Annotated in this window: 17 protein-coding genes and 1 riboswitch; of the genes, 6 read left to right on the top strand and 11 right to left on the bottom strand. The window is 67.9% G+C overall.

What is annotated here, in order from left to right; all coding sequences use genetic code 11:
* Positions 1-6: 6 nt before the first annotated feature.
* Both ACPYIS_RS08495 and ACPYIS_RS08490 read left to right on the top strand, forming a co-directional pair.
* Positions 7-825 carry a peptidase gene (locus ACPYIS_RS08495; RefSeq protein ID WP_424859543.1) on the top strand — a complete coding sequence of 273 codons (819 nt, stop codon included), beginning with the start codon at positions 7-9 and terminating at the stop codon, positions 823-825.
* Positions 826-829: 4 nt separating this feature from the next.
* Complete coding sequence (locus tag ACPYIS_RS08490; RefSeq protein ID WP_299020001.1) at positions 830-1,717, top strand: alpha/beta hydrolase; 888 nt, start codon at positions 830-832, stop codon at positions 1,715-1,717.
* Here ACPYIS_RS08490 and ACPYIS_RS08485 read toward each other — a convergent pair.
* A complete protein-coding gene (locus ACPYIS_RS08485; RefSeq protein WP_299020002.1) occupies positions 1,680-2,510 on the bottom strand; it encodes an undecaprenyl-diphosphate phosphatase in 831 nt (276 codons plus the stop codon). The two genes, ACPYIS_RS08490 and ACPYIS_RS08485, sit on opposite strands and share 38 nt — an antisense overlap.
* 96 nt (positions 2,511-2,606) lie before the next feature.
* Positions 2,607-3,008: a hypothetical protein gene (locus ACPYIS_RS08480; protein WP_424859544.1), complete on the bottom strand. Its 402-nt coding sequence runs from the start codon at positions 3,006-3,008 to the stop codon at positions 2,607-2,609.
* 149 nt (positions 3,009-3,157) lie between these two features.
* Here ACPYIS_RS08480 and ACPYIS_RS08475 point away from each other — a divergent pair, with 149 nt between their 5' ends.
* Complete coding sequence (locus ACPYIS_RS08475; protein WP_425973481.1) at positions 3,158-5,221, top strand: glutamine--tRNA ligase; 2,064 nt, start codon at positions 3,158-3,160, stop codon at positions 5,219-5,221.
* Positions 5,222-5,246: 25 nt separating this feature from the next.
* On the opposite strand, the gene ACPYIS_RS08470 is transcribed toward ACPYIS_RS08475, so the two are convergent.
* From ACPYIS_RS08470 to katG, 5 genes are all read right to left on the bottom strand, one after another.
* Positions 5,247-5,564 carry an RNA recognition motif domain-containing protein gene (locus ACPYIS_RS08470; protein ID WP_424859546.1) on the bottom strand — a complete coding sequence of 106 codons (318 nt, stop codon included), beginning with the start codon at positions 5,562-5,564 and terminating at the stop codon, positions 5,247-5,249.
* Between the two features lie 94 nt (positions 5,565-5,658).
* Positions 5,659-5,925 (bottom strand): translation initiation factor IF-1, encoded by a 267-nt coding sequence (gene infA / locus ACPYIS_RS08465; RefSeq protein ID WP_299020257.1) that lies wholly within the window; start codon positions 5,923-5,925, stop codon positions 5,659-5,661.
* A gap of 249 nt (positions 5,926-6,174) precedes the next feature.
* The gene (gene thiC / locus ACPYIS_RS08460; RefSeq protein WP_424859547.1) at positions 6,175-8,103 is read right to left on the bottom strand and encodes a phosphomethylpyrimidine synthase ThiC; all 1,929 of its coding nucleotides are present in this window, start codon (positions 8,101-8,103) and stop codon (positions 6,175-6,177) included.
* A 104-nt stretch (positions 8,104-8,207) separates the two neighbouring features.
* Positions 8,208-8,313, bottom strand: a riboswitch (TPP riboswitch).
* 76 nt (positions 8,314-8,389) lie between these two features.
* On the bottom strand, positions 8,390-9,691 hold the full coding sequence (locus ACPYIS_RS08455) for a diguanylate cyclase domain-containing protein (RefSeq protein ID WP_424894737.1): 1,302 nt from the start codon (positions 9,689-9,691) through the stop codon (positions 8,390-8,392).
* A 170-nt stretch (positions 9,692-9,861) separates the two neighbouring features.
* The gene (katG, locus tag ACPYIS_RS08450) at positions 9,862-12,042 is read right to left on the bottom strand and encodes a catalase/peroxidase HPI (protein WP_424894738.1); all 2,181 of its coding nucleotides are present in this window, start codon (positions 12,040-12,042) and stop codon (positions 9,862-9,864) included.
* Positions 12,043-12,239: 197 nt separating this feature from the next.
* Here katG and ACPYIS_RS08445 point away from each other — a divergent pair, with 197 nt between their 5' ends.
* The 3 genes from ACPYIS_RS08445 to ACPYIS_RS08435 all read left to right on the top strand — a co-directional run bounded on the left by ACPYIS_RS08445 (position 12,240) and on the right by ACPYIS_RS08435 (position 13,657).
* Positions 12,240-12,854 carry an NnrU family protein gene (locus tag ACPYIS_RS08445; protein WP_299021528.1) on the top strand — a complete coding sequence of 205 codons (615 nt, stop codon included), beginning with the start codon at positions 12,240-12,242 and terminating at the stop codon, positions 12,852-12,854.
* Positions 12,855-13,031: 177 nt separating this feature from the next.
* Positions 13,032-13,262 carry a type II toxin-antitoxin system Phd/YefM family antitoxin gene (locus tag ACPYIS_RS08440; RefSeq protein WP_299021530.1) on the top strand — a complete coding sequence of 77 codons (231 nt, stop codon included), beginning with the start codon at positions 13,032-13,034 and terminating at the stop codon, positions 13,260-13,262.
* Positions 13,259-13,657, top strand: coding sequence for a type II toxin-antitoxin system VapC family toxin (locus ACPYIS_RS08435; RefSeq protein WP_424859550.1), 399 nt, complete (start codon positions 13,259-13,261; stop codon positions 13,655-13,657). Before ACPYIS_RS08440 ends, ACPYIS_RS08435 begins: the two co-directional genes overlap by 4 nt.
* Positions 13,658-13,685: 28 nt before the next feature.
* Here ACPYIS_RS08435 and ACPYIS_RS08430 read toward each other — a convergent pair whose 3' ends face one another.
* Genes ACPYIS_RS08430 through ACPYIS_RS08415 form a run of 4 tightly spaced genes read right to left on the bottom strand, consistent with a single transcriptional unit; the run spans position 13,686 to position 18,194 of the window.
* Positions 13,686-14,897, bottom strand: coding sequence for an MFS transporter (locus tag ACPYIS_RS08430; RefSeq protein WP_424894739.1), 1,212 nt, complete (start codon positions 14,895-14,897; stop codon positions 13,686-13,688).
* Entirely contained in the window at positions 14,894-16,012 is a 1,119-nt protein-coding gene (gene aroC / locus ACPYIS_RS08425; RefSeq protein ID WP_299021538.1) for a chorismate synthase, read from the bottom strand. The genes ACPYIS_RS08430 and aroC overlap by 4 nt, the downstream gene beginning before the upstream one ends.
* An 8-nt stretch (positions 16,013-16,020) precedes the next feature.
* Positions 16,021-17,697, bottom strand: a complete 1,677-nt coding sequence (locus ACPYIS_RS08420; protein WP_424894740.1) for a Na/Pi cotransporter family protein — start codon at positions 17,695-17,697, stop codon at positions 16,021-16,023.
* An 11-nt stretch (positions 17,698-17,708) separates the two neighbouring features.
* Entirely contained in the window at positions 17,709-18,194 is a 486-nt protein-coding gene (locus tag ACPYIS_RS08415; RefSeq protein WP_424894741.1) for a CBS domain-containing protein, read from the bottom strand.
* Positions 18,195-18,252: the final 58 nt, after the last annotated feature.

Here is an 18,252-nt window from a genome sequence, read left to right as displayed (position 1 = left end):
CCTCTCATGACTTACTGCGTCGCCGTCAAACTCAAGGCTGGCATGGTCTTTCTGTCCGACTCGCGCACCAACGCCGGCCTGGACCAGATCAGCACCTTCCGCAAAATGATCGTCTACGAAAAACCGGGCGACCGCTTCATGGTGCTGCTGTCGGCGGGCAACCTGAGCATCTCGCAGTCGATCCGCGAAATCCTGCAGACCGAGCAGCTGCAAGACCCCGCCGGTGGCGAGCCGATCACCATCTGGAACGCGCGCAGCATGTTCGACGCCGCGCGCGTGCTCGGCTCGGCCGTGCGCCATGTCTACCAGCGCGACGGCGAGGCGCTGCGACGCAGCGGCATCGAGTTCAACGCGAGCCTGCTCTTTGGCGGCCAGATCCGCGGCGAGGCCATGCGGCTGTTCCAGGTCTACTCACCCGGCAACTTCATCGAGGCCACGGCCGAAACGCCGTTTTTCCAGATCGGCGAGAGCAAATACGGCAAACCCGTGCTCGACCGCATCATCACCCCCGACACGCCGCTGGCGGAGGCCACCAAGTGCCTGCTCATCTCCATGGACTCCACGCTCAAGTCCAACCTCTCGGTGGGGCTGCCGCTGGACCTGGCCGTCTACGAGGCGGACCGTTTTCAGAGCGATCACGTCGTCTGCATCGACGAAGGCAACGCCTACTTCCAAATGCTGCGCACCACCTGGGGCCAACGGCTGCGCGAGGCGTTCGACCAGATCGAAGCCCCCGATTGGCAACCCGGCAGTGCACTGGTGGCGCCCAGCGGTCGCCACCGCGCCCTACGAAAAATCATGACCCCCGCCGACAAGCTGATCTGACGCCATGAACCCGCCTCCGAACGAGCAACCCTGCATCGTCTTCTCGCACGGCAACAGTTTTCCGGCCGGTACCTACCGCGTGCTGCTCGACGCGCTGCGTGCGCGCGGCTACCGCGTGCTGGCGGTGGACAAGTACGGGCACGACCCGCGCTACCCCGTCACCAGCAACTGGCCGCATCTGGTGCAGCAACTGGCGGACTTCACCGAGGCCCAGGTCGGCCCGCACGACCAGCCGCTCTATCTGGTCGGCCACTCGCTCGGCGGCTTTTTGAGTCTGATGTGCGCCGCGCGCCACCCGGTGCTGGCGGGGCGCCCAGTGGCCGGCGTCGTCATGCTCGACTCGCCCGTGCTCGGTGGCTGGAAAGCGCGCGCGCTGGCGGCGGCCAAACACACGCGCCTGATCGGTGCCGTCTCGCCGGGCCAGGTCAGCCGCAAGCGGCGCAACCGCTGGGCCAGCGCCGCCGAAGCTCTCGAGCATTTCCGCCACAAGCGCGCCTTCGCGCGCTGGGACCCGCGCGTGCTGGCCGACTACATCGAATACGGCACCCACGACGTCACCACGCCCGACGGCGTGCAGCGCGTGCTGAGCTTCGACCGGGACATCGAGACCGCCATCTACAACACCCTGCCCCATCACCTGGACCGCCTGCTGCGCCGCCACCCCTTGCAGTGCCCAGTGGCCTTCATCGGCGGCACCCAGTCCGAGGAAATGCGCCGCGTGGGCTTGACCATGACGCACAAGCTCTGCGGGCGCGAGCCCTCACCGCGGCTGCAGTTCCTTGAGGGCACGCACCTATTTCCCATGGAACGGCCGGAAGAAACCGCGGCCGCCATCGACTGTGCCCTGCAGCACTTCAGGGCGACCAGTCCACCCAGCCCAGCATCCCACTGACAAGGATGAGTCCGCCAAAGACGATTCGGTACCAGGCAAACGGCACGAAGCTATGACTGGCCACATAGCGCAGCAGCCACTTTACCGACACCCACGCTGACACGAACGACACCACGAGGCCGACCACGAACACCGGCACGTCGGCACTGGACAACAGCGCCCGGTGTTTGACCAAGTCGTACGCCGCCGCGCCGAAAAGCATCGGGATGGCCAAAAAGAAGCTGAATTCGGTCGCCACGCGCCGTGACAGGCCCAGCGCCATGCCGCCGATGATCGTGGCGCCCGAGCGACTCACGCCCGGCACCAGGGCGGCACACTGGATCAGTCCGACGCCCAGCGCGTCGCGCCAGGTCAGCGCATCGACATCCGCCACCCGCGGCGCGCGCTGGCGCGCGTGCCACGCCTCGACCCACAGCATGATCAGGCCGCCGACGATGAAGCCGGCCGCGACCACCCAAGCGTTGAAGAGCAACGCCTTGATCGGCCCGATCAACCAAAACCCCGCCAGCGCCGCCGGGAAAAAACCCAGCGCCACGTTGACGGTAAAGCGCTGCGCCTCGCGCTGGCGCGGCAAGCCACGCACGGTCCCGATCAGCCGCTGCCAGTACAAGCCGACGATGGCCAGGATGGCCCCGGTCTGGATCACCACCTCGAACACCTTGACCGTCTCGCCGCGCCAACCGAGCAACGCGGCCGCCAGAATCAGGTGCCCGGTGGACGAGACGGGCAAAAACTCAGTCAGGCCCTCCACCACGCCCATGATGGCGGCCTTGAACAACAGCAACCAATCCATCCCGTGATCGTAACCGCTGCCGGGCGGCGGTAAACGGAAACCGACTGCCCCGGCCACCCCGATGAGCGGCACGGCGGCAACGAACCGGTCAGGCAATCACCATGAGCGCCAGCGCGGGTGGTGCGGCGCCACGTACACCACGTCCGGCCCGCTCACGGCGGGATAGGATGGCCACACCTGCACCACCCGCCCGTACTCGCGATCGCCGTGGCGGGGATGCCGCCGGTGGCCGGGCGGTACCCAGTAACCCGTCGAGGGCACCACCACCACCGGCGCGGGGGTGGTGACCACGACCGGTGGCATCACCACGCGCGGCGCGGGGGCCACCACCACAGGGGGGTAGTTGCCCACCCCGACCGAAACGCCCGGCTGGTGCACACCGATCGACCAGTACACATCACCCGCCTGCGCCGCAGCGCCCAAGGCGGCCAGGCCCAGCCCCAGCGCAGTCCGTGCAGCGGCACGCGGTGAAAAAAAGCGTTGAACGAACGGCTTCATCGCAGTCTCCTTTCGGTCCCTGTGGCAGGCTGACGCATGACACCCCGCATTTCAGCACTGACCACGCTCGACCGCGGTTTCCGAATCGTCACGACTGTAAGCAAGCGTAACGCCCGTTACCCCAGCGGCGGCCCACCTAAAATCGGGGCATGACCGATCACGCCACGCACCCGCCCCACGCCCCCTCCAGCAGCCACTTTCTGCGCCAGATCATCGAGCGCGACCTGGCCCAAGGCCGCTGCGAGGGTCGGCGCTGGGCCGGCAGCCCTGGAGACGGCACGCACCACGAGCGCGGCGGTCCGGACCCGGCCAAGGTGCGCATGCGCTTTCCACCCGAGCCCAACGGCTACCTGCACGTGGGCCACGCCAAGAGCATCTGGCTCAACTTCAGCCTGGCGCAGGAGTATGGCGGCGTGTGCCACATGCGCTTCGACGACACCAACCCCGAGAAAGAGGAGCAGGAGTACGTCGACGCCATCCTCGATGCTGTGCGCTGGCTCGGCTGGAGCTGGGATGCCCACGGCACCAGCCACCTCTACTACGCGAGCGACTACTTCGACTTCATGTACCGGGCGGCCGAGTACTTGATCGAAACCGGCCACGCCTACGTGGACGAACAGACGCCCGAGCAGATGCGGGCCAACCGCGGCACGCTCACCGAGCCGGGCATCGACAGCCCGTACCGCAACCGCCCGGCGCAGGAAAGCTTGGCGCGTTTTCGCGAGATGCGCGCCGGCCAACACCCCGACGGCGCCATGGTGCTGCGCGCCAAAATTGACATGACCTCGCCCAACATCAACCTGCGCGACCCGGCCATCTACCGCATCAAACACGCCACGCACCACAACACCGGCGATGCCTGGTGCATCTACCCGATGTACACCTTCGCGCACCCGATCGAGGACGCGCTGGAGAACATCACCCACAGCATCTGCACGCTGGAGTTCGAGGACCAACGACCGTTTTACGACTGGACGCTCGAGCGCATCGTGCCCATCCTGCGCGCGCCCCAGTTCGAGCGCGCCAAGGCGCTCATCGAGCGCATCGAGCACCAGGGCGTCGAAGCGGGCAAGGAATTCGCCCTGCACTGCCACAACCACGCGTACAAGCTGGGCGTCAACACCGAGCCCGAGCAGCAGATGCGCGCGCTTTTTACCCGCTGGGAGCACGACCGCGACGCCGTGCTGCGCGATCTAGGGGCGTTCTTTGCGCTGCTGAAGTCGCAAACGCACCAGTTCACGCCGCTGCTTGCCGCAGCCCTCGACGCCTACCAGGTCGAGCCGTTCCAGCTGCCGCACCAGTACGAGTTCGCGCGCCTGAACCTCACCTACGTCGTGACCAGCAAGCGCAAGCTCAAGGCGCTGGTCGACGAGGGTATCGTCGCCGGCTGGGATGACCCGCGCATGCCCACCATCGCCGGGCTGCGTCGGCGCGGCTACACGCCAGAGGCCATCCGGCTGTTCTGTGAACGGACGGGCGTGAGCAAATCCCCCGGCTGGATCGACTACGGCAACCTGGAGGTCGCGCTGCGCGACGATCTGGAAGGCAAAGCCCCGCGCGCGATGGGCGTACTCGACCCCGTGCGGCTGCGCCTGACCAACTGGGCCGACGTATTCGGCCGCTGGGAGCACCGGGAACCCTGCACCGCCCCCGCCCACCCGCAACACCCCGAGTGGGGGCAGCGCGCCTTCAGCCTCGGGCCCGAGGTGTGGATCGAGCGCGACGATTTCATGGAACAACCGCCCAAGGGGTACTTCCGCCTCTTCCCCGGCAACCGGGTGCGCCTGAAGTACGGCTACGTCATCGAATGCACCGGCTGTGAGAAAGACGACACGGGCCGCGTGACGGCGGTGCTGGCCACCGTGGTGCCCGACACCAAGAGCGGCACGCCCGGGGCCGATGCCGTCAAGGTCAAGGGCACCATCACCTGGGTTGGTGCCCACGACGCGGTACCGGCGGAGTTTCGGCTCTACGACCGGCTGTTTGCCGACCCGCAACCCGATGCCGGAGGCAAAGATTTCCGCGCCGCGCTCAACCCGAACAGCCTGCGCATCACGCAGGGCTTCGTGGAACCGTCCTTGGTCGGCATCGCGCCCGAGACGCGGCTGCAGCTGGAGCGCCACGGCTACTTTTGCGCCGACGCCCAAGACCACCGGCCCGACCGAGCGGTATTCAACCGCATCGCGGGCCTGAAGGACGGCTGGAGTAAGTGACCCCGGCCGTCAGGGGCAGAGCCGATCAGTAGTAGCTGCTGCGACCGCCGCCGTTGCGGCCGCTGCGGCCCTCGTAGCCGGACGACGGACGTACCTCGCGCGGACGGGCCACGTTGACGGTCATGGCACGGCCTTGCAGCGACGAGCCGTGCAGGCCGTCGATGGCGGCTTGCGCCTCGGCGTCGGTCGCCATTTCGACGAAGCCGAAGCCCTTGGAGCGGCCGGTGTCGCGGTCGGTCATGACCTTGGCCGACTGCACGGTGCCATAGGCGCCAAAGCTGCGCGCCAGGGCTTGGTCATCGGCGGAATACGGCAGGTTGCCGACGTAGAGTTTGTTGTTCATGGAGAACGTCCTTCAGAGAAAAAACGCGGGGCCGGTGCCGGTGGTGGCGCCACGCAGGGTCGCGCCGGATGATCGCGGGCCCGCTGAGGGTCGATCAACGCGTCCTGCGACGCGCCGGTGTGGGAGCGGCACCCGAGCGCGGCTCGAGGTGACGGAAGGTGATGCGCCCTTTGCTCAGGTCGTAGGGCGACAGCTCCAGCGACACGCGGTCGCCGGCCAGAATACGGATGTGGTGCTTGCGCATCTTGCCGCCCGAGTAGGCCACCAGACAGTGGCCGTTTTCCAGGGTGACGCGGTAGCGCGAGTCGGGCAACACTTCGTCCACGGTGCCGCGCATCTCGATGAGTTCTTCTTTGGCCATGGGGCCTCCTGTGGGCGTGTAGCACGCCCGGCGCCGAAACGCATCGGCTGATGGTGAAGCTCGCCGGGGTAAGATACGCTGAAACAGGGGGCCGAGGGCCGGGCGAACCGGATGGCCAGTGCGGTGTTGAGGGAACCGCCAACCGTGGACAACGACGCTCGCGAGGGAAAGCAACTCGCGACGTGCCACTAATGTAGCACGCTTTTGCACCCCGCGGCGCGCGGGGTGCAAAAAATATTCACCCCTGTCTCAAGCCCGCGTCAGCGGCACATAGACCTCGCCCCCGGCGGCGCGAAACGCCTGCGCCTGCTCCTGCATGCCGCTGGCCAGCGCCTGCCGCTCGTCGATGCCCTGCTGCGCCGCGTAGGCGCGCACCTCTTGCGTGATCTTCATGCTGCAAAACTTCGGGCCACACATGCTACAGAAGTGCGCCACTTTGGCGCTCTCCTTGGGCAGCGTCTCGTCGTGAAATTCGCGCGCCTTGTCCGGGTCGAGCCCCAGGTTGAACTGGTCTTCCCAGCGGAACTCGAAACGCGCCTTGGACAGCGCGTTGTCGCGGATTTGCGCCCCAGGGTGGCCCTTGGCCAGGTCGGCCGCGTGCGCCGCCAGCTTGTAGGTGACGATGCCCTCCTTGACGTCTTGCTTGTTGGGCAGACCCAGGTGCTCCTTCGGGGTGACGTAGCACAGCATGGCCGTGCCGTACCAGCCGATGGTGGCCGCGCCGATGGCGCTGGTAATGTGGTCGTAGCCGGGGGCGATGTCGGTGGTCAGCGGCCCCAGGGTATAGAACGGCGCTTCGTCGCACCACTGCAGCTGCAAGTCCATGTTCTCTTTGATGAGCTGCAAAGGAACGTGGCCGGGCCCTTCGATCATCACCTGCACGTCGTGCCGCCAGGCGATTTGCGTCAGCTCGCCCAGCGTCTTCAACTCCGCCAACTGCGCCTCGTCGTTGGCGTCGTAGATGGAGCCAGGGCGCAGGCCGTCACCCAGGCTGAAGGCCACGTCGTAGGCCTTCATGATCTCGCAGATTTCCTCGAAGTGGGTGTAGAGGAAGTTTTCCTGGTGGTGCGCCAAACACCATTTGGCCATGATGGAGCCGCCGCGGCTGACGATGCCGGTCAGGCGCTGCGCGGTCATGGGCACGTACGCCAGCCGCACCCCGGCGTGGATGGTGAAGTAGTCCACCCCCTGCTCGGCCTGCTCGATGAGCGTGTCACGGAAGATCTCCCACGTCAGCTCTTCCGCGCGTCCACCCACCTTTTCCAGCGCCTGATAAATCGGCACCGTACCGATCGGCACGGGGCTGTTGCGGATGATCCACTCGCGCGTCTCGTGGATGTTTTTGCCGGTGGACAGGTCCATCACCGTATCGGCCCCCCAGCGGATGGCCCACGTCATTTTGTCCACTTCCTCGGCGATGCTGGAGCCGAGCGCGGAATTGCCGATGTTGGCGTTGACCTTGACCAAGAAATTTCGGCCGATGATCATCGGCTCGCTCTCGGGGTGGTTGATGTTGGCCGGGATGATGGCGCGGCCGCGCGCAACTTCGTCACGCACAAATTCGGGCGTGATCTCGACCGGGATGCGGGCCCCGAACGCCTGCCCCGGATGCTGGCGCGCGAGCATGGCCGCCATTTTTTGCCCCGTGGGGCCAGCGGCACGCAACGACTCCAGGTATTCGGCACGGCGCTGGTTTTCGCGGATGGCGACGAACTCCATCTCGGGCGTGACGATGCCGCGGCGCGCGTAGTGCAGCTGGGTCACGTTGGCGCCGGGCCGCGCGCGCCGCGGTTGGCGCTGCAGGCCCGGAAAGCGCAGCGCCGCCAACGCCGGATCGGCCGCCCGCGCGCGTCCGTAGGCACTGCTCGGCGCAGGCAGCTCCTCGGTATCGCCGCGTTCCTCGATCCAGCGCTGCCGCAGCGCGGGCAGGCCGCGGCGGATGTCGATGCGGGCATCGGGGTCGGTGTAGGGCCCGGACGTATCGTAGACGAAGATGGGCGGATTGGGCTCGGCGCCGAACGCGGCTGGCGTGTCGCTTTGGCGGATTTCTCGCATGGGCACGCGGAGGTCGGGGCGAGAGCCGGTCACATAGATCTTGCGCGCGTTGGGGAACGGCTGCACGGCCGCTGGGTCCACGTGGGCGGCTTCAGCCTGAAAGGGTTCGACGGGGGCATTCATGATAGAGGCTCCTTCGGGGCGGGGTGGCGATACGGCTCCGAAGGCGGCCTCTCGAGAGGAGCGGTCCAAAGACCCTTTGGGCCTCCGACCAGCGCCCACCTCGTACAGGCGGCTGCGGCTCTTCTTTCGCCGGTATGAACCGGATCAAGTTCGCGGGTTCGGCCCATGGCCATCTCAGCCCACCGTTGGCGGACACCCCGGAGCACGACTCGATTGTAGAGGGCAAGCCCGCGTCCGCGGCCACAGGCGCCGCAAACCCACGCCGCACAGGGGTTGCGCCCCCGGGTCAGCCGGTGCCCACCGGGGTCGGGTCGTCGTTGCGCCGATCGTGGTACCGCAGCGTGAGCCGGCCTTTGCCGTCCCCCTTGGACGTGTACATCAAGCGATCGGCCGCGGCCAGTAGCGCCGGCAACGGATGTGCCCCTCGAAACAGCAGCGCACCGAGGCTGACCGAGACCGCCACGCCTGCGTCCGCAAGCGGAATGGGCTCGCCCAGTTTTTCCAGCAACGCCAGCCCGATGCGCCGCACCGTGGCTTCCGCTGGCCCCGGCTCGGGGCCCAGCTCGGTCAGCAATATCACAAATTCGTCACCCCCCAGTCGCCCCACGGGATCGACCGCTCGCACCATCGCGCGCAGCCGGGCCGCCACCTCGACCAACACGGCGTCGCCCGCCTCGTGCCCGCGAGTGTCGTTGATGGTTTTGAAATCATCCAGATCGACGAACAGCAACGCCGCCCAGCCCGGATCGCGCTGCTGCCGCAGCAGGACTTGCTCGATGCGGTCGAACAGCAAGCGCCGGTTGGGCAACGCCGTCAGAGGGTCATGGAACGCCAGGGCCTGCAACTCGGCCTCGCGCGCTTTGAGCTCGGTGATGTCGCGCACGAGCGCGATGAAACGCAGCGCGGCCCCTGCAGGCGCGGTCTTGCGCGCCATGGAACACTCGAACCAACGTTTCCCGCCCGGCAAAGTCATGGCGTATCGGTAGCCGTTGGCCTGCCCGGCGCGCGCTGCCTCGGCCATGGCGGCCTCGGTCAAGTCGGCCACCGCCGGGGGCAGCAGATCGCGCAGGTGCCGACCCACGATCTGTTCGGCAGGCACGTACAGCCATTCGGGGCGCGGGGCGTGTACGTGGCGGAAGATGCCGTCGGCGTCGATCTCGAACATCAGGTCCGGCAACGCCCGCAGGGTGGCGTCGAGCTCGGCTCGCGCCTCGTGCAAGGCCATCTCGGCACGCTTGCGTGCGGTGATGTCGACCGCTACGCCGGTGTAGCCCAGAAAGCGGCCATCCTCGCCCCGGCGCGGCACCCCGCTGATGCTGGTCCAAGACGGCTCGCCGCGGCGAGTGCGCCACTGCAGCTCCAGACCCCGGAACGGCTCGCGCCGCCACAGGGATCGCCAGAGCCGGCGCGTGCGGCCGTCGGGCTGCAGCCACACGTCACTCTCCCACGGTCGGCGGCCAACGAGCGACGCCAGCCACGACAATCGGCCGGGGTCACCCTGCAGGGGCTGGGCCTGAATGACGCGCAGGCTGGCGTCGGTCGCCCACACCCAGTCGGCCACCAGGGCCAGCAGGGACGACTCGTCCACCGCGCCTGCGGAAGGCGGCGCGGGGAGGGAGTCTGACTGTGAGCGGGGCATACGATTGCCACTGAGGCTTTTGCTCTAAAACTGCCAAAGATAACACCACGCGACGACGCGCGCCATCCCCCAAACAGGGGAGGCGCACGTCCGCTGGCAGCCTCGGGAGGGGCGGCGCGTCACGGCTGCAGGTCGTACCGGTCGGCGTGCATCACCTTGACCCACGCAGCCACGAAGTCGCGCACGAACTTCTCACGCCCATCGTCCTGGGCGTACACCTCGGCGTAGGCGCGCAAGATGGCGTTGGAGCCGAACACCAGATCGACGCGAGAGGCGGTAAAGCGCACGCGACCGCTGGCGCGCTCGACGATCTCGAAGCGACCATCCTGCAGCGGCCGCCAGGTGTAGGCCATGTCGGTCAGGTGCACAAAGAAGTCGTTGCTCAGCACCCCCACCCGGTCGGTGAACACACCGTCGGCCGAGCCCTCGAAATTAGCCCCCAGCACGCGCAGGCCGCCCAGCAACACCGTCATCTCCACCGCCGTCAGCCCCATCAGCTGGGCGCGGTCGATCAGCAAATCCTCGGGCGCCACGCCGATGCCGGGTTTGACATACTGGCGAAACCCATCGGCCACCGGTTCCAACCAGCGAAACGACGCTGCATCGGTCCACGCTTCGGTGGCGTCACCGCGCCCCGCGACGAACGGCACCTCGATGGGCACACCGGCTGCCTCGGCCGCCATCTGCACGCCCACGTTGCCGCCGAGCACGATGACGTCGGCCACGCTCGCACCATACTCACGGGCGATGGGCTCGAGCACGGCTAGCACTTTGTCCAGCCGCAGCGGCTCGTTGGCCGACCAGTGGCGCTGCGGTGCCAGGCGGATGCGCGCCCCGTTGGCACCGCCGCGAAAGTCGGACTGGCGGAAGGTGCGCGCGCTGTCCCACGCCGTGGCCACGAGCTCGCCCACACTCAAGCCGCTGGCGCGGATGCGCGCCTGGATTGCGCCAACGTCGATGTCACGGGGCCCCGGCGGTACCGGGTCTTGCCACAATAAATCCTCTTTGGGAGCACGCGGGCCTATGTAGCGCGCACGCGGTCCCATGTCGCGGTGGGTGAGCTTGAACCAGGCGCGCGCAAACGCCTCGGAAAATGCCGCGTGATCGCGCCAGAAGCGCTCGGCGATCGGGCGGTAGATGGGGTCCATCTTGAGCGCCATGTCGGCATCCGTCATGATGGGCAGGGTGCGGCGCGAGGGATCTTCGGGGTCGGGCGGCATGTGCTCGGGGCGGATACCGATCGGCTGCCATTGCCACGCGCCCGCAGGGCTCTTGGCCAACTCCCACTCATAGCCGAAGAGCAGCTCGAAGTAGCCGTTGTCCCAGCGCGTGGGGTGGGTGGTCCAGGCACCTTCGATGCCGCTGGTGACCGTATCGCGGCCGATGCCGCGGCTGGCGTGGTTCATCCAGCCCAGGCCTTGCTCTTCGATCGGCGCTGCCTCGGGCGCCGGCCCCAGGTTGGCCGCACTGCCGTTGCCGTGTGCTTTGCCCACCGTGTGGCCACCCGCGGTCAGGGCCACGGTCTCCTCGTCGTTCATGCCCATGCGGGCAAAGGTCTCGCGCACATGCAGCGCGGTCTTGAGCGGGTCGGGCTGGCCATTGACCCCCTCGGGGTTGACGTAGATGAGCCCCATTTGCACCGCCGCCAGCGGGTTTTCCAGCGTCTCGGGCCGCTCGACGTCGGCGTAGCGCTGCTCGCTGGGCTGCAGCCACTGGTGCTCCGGCCCCCAGTACACGTCTTTTTCCGGGTGCCAGATGTCCTCACGGCCGAAGGCAAAGCCGTAAGTCTTGAGCCCCATCGATTCGTAGGCCACGTTGCCGGCCAGGATCATCAGGTCGGCCCACGAGAGCTTGTTGCCGTATTTTTTCTTGATCGGCCACAGCAGCCGACGCGCCTTGTCCAGGTTGGCGTTGTCGGGCCAGGAGTTGAGTGGTGCGAAGCGCTGGTTGCCCGTGTTGGCCCCGCCGCGGCCGTCGGCGACCCGGTACGAGCCGGCCGCATGCCACGCCATGCGGATGAACAGCCCGCCGTAGTGGCCGTAGTCGGCCGGCCACCAGGGCTGGCTGTCGGTCATGAGCGCGCGCAGGTCGCGCTCGAGCGCTTCCACGTCCAGCGTGCGCACCGCGTCGCGGTAGCGAAAACCGGGCAGCGGGTTGGTTTTGGTGTCGTGCTGGTGCAGGATGTCGAGGTTGAGCGCATGGGGCCAGGGAGCGGTCGGCGCCTGGGCGGGATCCTGGCGGGTGACGGCGCCGTGGTGGAAGGGACAGCCCCCGCTGCGGGCAGGTTGGGAAGCGTTCATGTTCATCTCCAGTGAGCGATGTTTCATCGATGACGTCAATCGAAAAATATTTTTCAATTGACAGATCTACTGTAGCGCGACCTCCCCGGCCGTGGATTCACTTCTGTCTATGGCCGCCATAGCGGATGCACGAACGCTCGATCGGGTTATGATGACCGTGTATCCACCCGCGGCCCCGCCGCACGAGGAGCGACGCGATGCAATGGCTGGTCTTGGGTCTGATCCTGTTTCTGGGCATGCACTCGGTACGCATCGTCGCCGACGACTGGCGCAGCCAGATGATCGACCGCATCGGCTTGGGCGCCTGGAAAGCGTTGTACTCACTGGTGTCGCTGCTGGGATTGGTACTGATCGTCTGGGGCTACGGCCTGGCGCGGCACAACCCGGTCACGCTATGGGTGCCGCCGGTGGGCATGGCCCATGCCGCCTCGCTGTTGACGCTGCTGGCCTTCGTGTTGCTGGTGGCGGCGTATGTACCGGGCAACGCCATCAAGGCCCGGCTGCAGCACCCCATGGTACTGGGCGTCAAACTGTGGGCGTTCGCGCACCTGTTGGCCAACGGCACGCTGGCCGACGTGCTGCTGTTCGGCGGCTTCCTGGCCTGGGCCGTGCTCGACTACCGCTCGGCTCGCCGTCGCCCTGCAGGCCAGCCCGACGACGATGACGATGATGCCGCCGACGTGGCCGAGGTGCGGGGCGCGCGCAGCGCCCTCGCGCCCACGGTGGCCACCGTGGTGGTCGGTGTCGGCGCTTGGGCCGTGTTCGCCTTCTGGGCCCACGGCGCCCTGTTTGGCGTGCGGCCATTCGGTTGAGGCGCCCAGAGCGTGGATGGCCTGGCGCTGCGCCTCGGGTCATCGTTGGGACATAACACTCCACGCCAAACAGGTGTGCGGAACGCCCGCAAACGGCGCAAGACTCGCACAAGGCATTGACGATGACCAGTTTGATGACTATAGTCACCTACGTGGTCATCTGCAGGAGAAAGCGCCGTGCCGACCATTCAAGCTTCCGAATTCAAGGCCAAATGCCTCGCTCTGATGGATTCAGTGGCCACCACCGGCGAGATCTGGGTGGTGACCAAGAATGGCAAACCGGTGGCGGAATTGCGTCCCTATTCCGGGCAACGCATCAGCCACCCGTTTGGCCTACACCGCAACCTTGACATTCGTGGTGACGTACTGGCGCCACTGGAAAACGATCTCTGGAAAGCGCTGGCGTGATCATCGACACCCACACCCTGTTGTGGATGGATCGCGACGACCCCGCGCTCGGGGCGCGAGCGCGGCAGCGAATCCAGGCCGACTGGCTGGCTGGGCAGGTGGCGGTCAGCGCCATCAGTTTTTGGGAAGTGGCCATGCTGGCGGAACGCGGCCGCATCGTGCTGCCCATGCCGGTCGGGCTGTGGCGCGAGGACTGGTTGCGTGCTGGCCTGGTGGAAATCCCGGTCGATGGCCGCATCGCCTTGCTGTCGACCCAGCTCGAGAACCTGCATCGCGACCCCGCCGACCGCTTCATTATGGCCACCGCCATCGACCGCAACACGCCACTGGTGACCGCCGACCGGCTGATCCTGGATTGGGTCGGCACCCTCGAGCGCATTCCGGCCGACCAGTAGAGCGGCGCCATCATCGCACCCCCGGAGATCAATCAGCCGGATGGGCTGACTGTGCGGTATCGTAGCGCCCTACCATCGCGGCAGCACCGGCGGCGGCGATGGCCGCCAGCAGCCCCATGACGAACACCGCGGCCAGCCCGAAGCGGCTGCTCACCCAGCCGCCCAGCGCGCCCGCCACCACGCCCGAGGCGCCGTAGCCGATCAGGGCATACAGGGCCTGCCCGCGCGCGCGCAACCGTCCTGGAAAGTGTCGATGGATGAGCGCGACGCACACCGTGTGGTGCGCGGCGAAGGTGACGGCGTGCAGCCCCTGCGCCAATGCCAGCACCGGCCACCACCCGGCACCCCAGGCCGTGGCCGCCATGCGCACGGCGGTCAGCACCGCGGCCAGCAGCAGCCACTGCGGCAGCGCCAGCCGCGGCAACCACCGCCCCTGGGTGAAGAACCAGGCCACTTCCACCACCACCGCCGTGGCCCACAGCGCGCCGATGGCGCCCTTGCCGTAACCCAACCGGTCCAAATAGAGCGAGAAAAAAATGTAGACGAGGACGTGCGCCAGCACGTGCCAGAACAGGGCCACGAAAAACCACGCCACCGCGGGCTGGCGCAGCACCGGGCCGACGCGCGCTGGCGCGGCGCTGGCGGCCAGGGGCGCCTGCCGCCACGGCGGGATGGCCCACACGGCCGCCACCACCAGCACCAGGGTTAGGTTGGCCCAGAGGGGAAAGCCACCCAGCCCATGCCGCTCGAACCACACGCCCGCGGCCAGCACGGTCAGCAAAAAGCCCAACGAGCCCCACAGGCGCACGCGCCCGTAGCGACCCGCGTCGAAGCGCCCCGCCGCGCCCATGGCGTGCGCGAGCACGGTCTCCGACAGCGGCATCATCGCGCTGGTGTGGGTAAACAGCAGCAACAGCACCAGCGGCAACCACCAGGGGGCGGGTTGCCACCACAGCCCCAGTGAGATCCCCAGCGCCACCCCGGCACACACGCGCAGCCAGCGCACCGGGTCGCCACTGCGGTCGCTGAGCCACCCCCACAGGTAGGGCGCGAACAGCCGGGTGGCCGACTGCAGCGCGGTCAACAAGCCGATGGCCCACAGTCCATAGCCCAGATGCTGCAACCACAGCGGCAGGTACGGGTTGAAAAACCCGATGTGAGCGAAATACCCCGCCGAGAGCGCCGCAAACGGCCACAGCGAGCGCGCGGGGGCAGCAGGCGCCGCCGCCTGTGCGCTCATGACCGCGTCGTCGGGTCGGTCGGCGCCTGCGCCGCCACGGGCCCGGGCACCACCCGCACGTCACCGCACTGCGCGCGGTGGCGCAGCGCGTGATCCATCAGCACCAGGGCGAGCAAAGCCTCGACGATGGGCACGGCCCGGATGCCCACGCACGGGTCGTGACGCCCTTTGGTGATGACCTCGGTGGGGGCGCCCGTGGTGTCGATGGAGGGACGCGGCACCAGGATGGAGCTGGTGGGCTTGATGGCCAGCGTCACCACGATGTCCTGCCCGGTGCTGATGCCCCCGAGCACACCACCCGCGTGGTTGGAGACGAACCCCTGCGGGGTGATGGCGTCGCCGTGCTCGCTGCCGCGCTGCGCCACGCAGGCAAAGCCGTCACCGATCTCCACCCCCTTGACGGCGTTGAGCCCCATCATGGCGTGCGCGATGTCGGCATCGAGCCGGTCGTAGATGGGCTCGCCCAACCCGACTGGCACCCCTTGCGCCACCACGCGCAGTCGGGCACCGACCGAATCACCAGCCTTGCGAATCTCACCCAGGTACGCCTCGAGCGCGCTCACGTCGGCCGTGGGCGCGAAAAACGGGTTGGCGTCGACATGCTCCCACCCTTCGAACGGCACGGCAACGCGGCCGATCTGCAACAAAGCACCGCGCACCACGGTGCCATAGTGCTCGCGCAGCCACTTGCGGGCCACGGCACCAGCCGCGACGGTGGGCGCCGTCAACCGCGCCGAGGAACGCCCACCGCCGCGCGGATCGCGAATGCCGTACTTGTACCAATAGGTGTAGTCGGCATGCCCGGGCCGAAAGGTCTGTGCGATGTCACCATAGTCCTGACTGCGCTGGTCGGTGTTGGCGATGAGCAGCGCGATCGGCGCACCCGTGGTGCGACCTTGGTAGACCCCGCTGAGGATCTGCACCTGATCGGCCTCGCGCCGCTGGGTGACGAACTTGCTGCTGCCCGGACGGCGCCGGTCCAGATCCGGCTGGATGTCGGCCTCCGACAGGGCCATCCCGGGCGGGCACCCATCGATGACACAGCCAATGGCCGGTCCGTGCGATTCGCCGAAGTTGGTGACGCGAAACAGGGTGCCCAGGGTGTTGCCGCTCATGCCCGCCATTATCCCGCAGCGCGTCGATCATGGCCGGCACCCAAGTCGGCCAACAGCAATGCGCCTTTGGTCATTTGTTGCAAGCCTCGGCGCAGCTCACTGATGGCGCGCAACCAGGCGTCCATCGCGTCCAGTGACAACGCGCCCTGGGCGCCGGCACGCAGCAGCGCATCTTTGAGCACGGCGTAGGCGTCTTCGGCCTCGGTCAGCGCCGCCTCCAGGGCGGCCGGATCGTCAGCCACGTCGCCCTGCAGCGGGGTCAGCAGGGCCTGTGCCCGCTGGCGAAACGCCGCCAGTTCCAGCCGCGGCACGCCGGGGGCCACGGCCGGCCACGGTGCCAGCGCTTCGGCCGCTTCTTCGGCCTGCTCGACGGCTTGGTCGGCATAGCGGGCCACGCGCAGCAGTTGCGGCAGTTGCGCCGCGCCATCGCGCCCCAGTTCGGTGCGCTGCAGCGCCGTCACGAATTCGCCCACGGCCCGCTGCAGCCGACGCGCGACCGTGCGCGCCGCTACCAGCCGCGCGCGCCGTTGCGCCTCGTCGGCGTCCGGCGCCACACCGGCCGTCGGCCCGGCCAACGCGGGCAGATCGCATACCGTGCGCAGGGCGCGCGCCGCCAACCCTTGCAGGCGGTGCAGCTCGCGTGCCAGGGCTTGCAGGGCCAGGGCCGGCACGGTCAGCACGTTCGGGTCCAGGTAGCGGGGCCGGGCCTCGTCCTCCTCGGCGGCGCGAAAGCGCCCCTGCAGCCAGCGCGTCAGGGTCGGGGCCAGTGGCCACATGAGTGCCACCCCCATGACGTTGAAAGTGGTGTGAAACATCGCCACCGTCAGGGCGGGCAGCGGCGGCAGCCCCAGTGCCGCCTTGGCCTGCAGCAGCCACTGCACCAGCCACGGCAGCAACAGCAGCGCCACCACGCCCGTCAGTACGTTGAAGACCACGTGCGCCGCCGCCGCACGCCGAGCGTTGGCCGTGGCCTGCAGCGCCGCCAACACTGCCGTCACCGTGGTGCCGATGTTGGCGCCAATGACCACGGCGGCGGCCCCCTGCGCGCTGATCAGCCCCCCCTGAGCGGCACTCAGCGCCACCGTCAGCGAGGCGCTCGAGCTTTGCATCAGCACGGTCAACACCAGCCCCACGAGCAGTTGCGCCAATACCGCGACCCAGCCCGTGCCTGCTGGCAACTCGATGCGCCGCGCGACGTCGTCGAAGCCGTCCTTGAGCACCTCGATGCCCAAGAACAGCAGGCCGAATCCCGCCAGTGCCGTGCCCAGCGCGCCGCGCCGCGCCGACGCGCCGCTGACGCGCAACCCCACCCCCAGCCCGATGAGCGGTAGCGCCAGCGCGTCGATCTTGACGCCAAACCCCAGCAGCGAGACGATCCACCCCGTCATGGTGGTGCCCACGTTGGCGCCGAACAGCACCCACAGCGCACCACCCAGGTTCAGCAACCCGGCGTTGACGAAGCCGATCGTGGCCACCGTCACCGCGCTGGAGGATTGCACCACCGCCGTCACCAGCACGCCGGCCGCCAAGGCGCGCCAACGCGTGGCGGTGGAGGCGGCCAGGATGCGCTCCAGCGACGGCCCCGCCGCCAAGCGCAGGCCCTCGGTCATGAGCTCCATGCCGAGCAAAAACAGGCCAATGCCGCCCAGCAAGGCGGCGGCCACGGCCCAGGCGCCGTCCGCCATGGGCGCTCAACTCACCCGGGCTGACCGCTGGTCTGCGAGGCGGACTCGGCCGCCGGAGCGTCGTCCTCGGGCCAGTCGCGGATGTAGGCCTTGAGCATCTTGTTCTCGAAGCTCTGCGACTCGACCACCGCCTTGGCCACGTCGTAGAAGCTGATCACGCCCATGAGCATGCGGTTGTCCATGACCGGCATGTAGCGTGTGTGGCGCTCCAGCATCATGGGGCGCACGTCGTCGAGCTCGGTCTCGGGCGTGCAGGTCATGGGGTGGTCGTCCATGATGCTGCGCACCGTGGTGGTGCCCACCGTGCCGCCATTGCGGGCAATGGCGGCGATCACCTCGCGAAAGGTCAGCATGCCCACCAGCTCGCCGTGCTCCATCACGGCCAGCGAGCCAATGTCGAACTGGGCCATGGTCTCCACCGCACGCGCCAGCGTCTCGTCGGGCGAGACGGTGTAGAGAGTGCCGCCTTTGACGCGCAAAATGTCACGGACTTTCATGGTGAGGGCTCCTGTTGTCACGGGGGTGCAGCGGGCGCGCTGCCGTGCAAGCTAATAT

It is taken from the genome of Tepidimonas sp. HKU78 (assembly GCF_049860815.1).
Taxonomy (GTDB): Bacteria; Pseudomonadota; Gammaproteobacteria; order Burkholderiales; family Burkholderiaceae_C; genus Tepidimonas.
This window is presented reverse-complemented; position numbering and strand designations above follow the sequence as displayed.

What these genes read in the sequence shown, in the direction of transcription:
- ACPYIS_RS08495 (WP_424859543.1), top strand. Translation starts at nt 7, where the DNA reads ATGACTTACTGCGTCGCCGTCAAACTCAAGGCTGGCATGGTCTTTCTG.
- ACPYIS_RS08490 (WP_299020001.1), top strand. Translation starts at nt 830, where the DNA reads ATGAACCCGCCTCCGAACGAGCAACCCTGCATCGTCTTCTCGCACGGC.
- ACPYIS_RS08485 (WP_299020002.1), bottom strand. Translation starts at nt 2,510, where the DNA reads ATGGATTGGTTGCTGTTGTTCAAGGCCGCCATCATGGGCGTGGTGGAG.
- ACPYIS_RS08480 (WP_424859544.1), bottom strand. Translation starts at nt 3,008, where the DNA reads ATGAAGCCGTTCGTTCAACGCTTTTTTTCACCGCGTGCCGCTGCACGG.
- ACPYIS_RS08475 (WP_425973481.1), top strand. Translation starts at nt 3,158, where the DNA reads ATGACCGATCACGCCACGCACCCGCCCCACGCCCCCTCCAGCAGCCAC.
- ACPYIS_RS08470 (WP_424859546.1), bottom strand. Translation starts at nt 5,564, where the DNA reads ATGAACAACAAACTCTACGTCGGCAACCTGCCGTATTCCGCCGATGAC.
- infA (WP_299020257.1), bottom strand. Translation starts at nt 5,925, where the DNA reads ATGGCCAAAGAAGAACTCATCGAGATGCGCGGCACCGTGGACGAAGTG.
- thiC (WP_424859547.1), bottom strand. Translation starts at nt 8,103, where the DNA reads ATGAATGCCCCCGTCGAACCCTTTCAGGCTGAAGCCGCCCACGTGGAC.
- katG (WP_424894738.1), bottom strand. Translation starts at nt 12,042, where the DNA reads ATGAACGCTTCCCAACCTGCCCGCAGCGGGGGCTGTCCCTTCCACCAC.
- ACPYIS_RS08445 (WP_299021528.1), top strand. Translation starts at nt 12,240, where the DNA reads ATGCAATGGCTGGTCTTGGGTCTGATCCTGTTTCTGGGCATGCACTCG.
- ACPYIS_RS08430 (WP_424894739.1), bottom strand. Translation starts at nt 14,897, where the DNA reads ATGAGCGCACAGGCGGCGGCGCCTGCTGCCCCCGCGCGCTCGCTGTGG.
- aroC (WP_299021538.1), bottom strand. Translation starts at nt 16,012, where the DNA reads ATGAGCGGCAACACCCTGGGCACCCTGTTTCGCGTCACCAACTTCGGC.
- ACPYIS_RS08420 (WP_424894740.1), bottom strand. Translation starts at nt 17,697, where the DNA reads ATGGCGGACGGCGCCTGGGCCGTGGCCGCCGCCTTGCTGGGCGGCATT.
- ACPYIS_RS08415 (WP_424894741.1), bottom strand. Translation starts at nt 18,194, where the DNA reads ATGAAAGTCCGTGACATTTTGCGCGTCAAAGGCGGCACTCTCTACACC.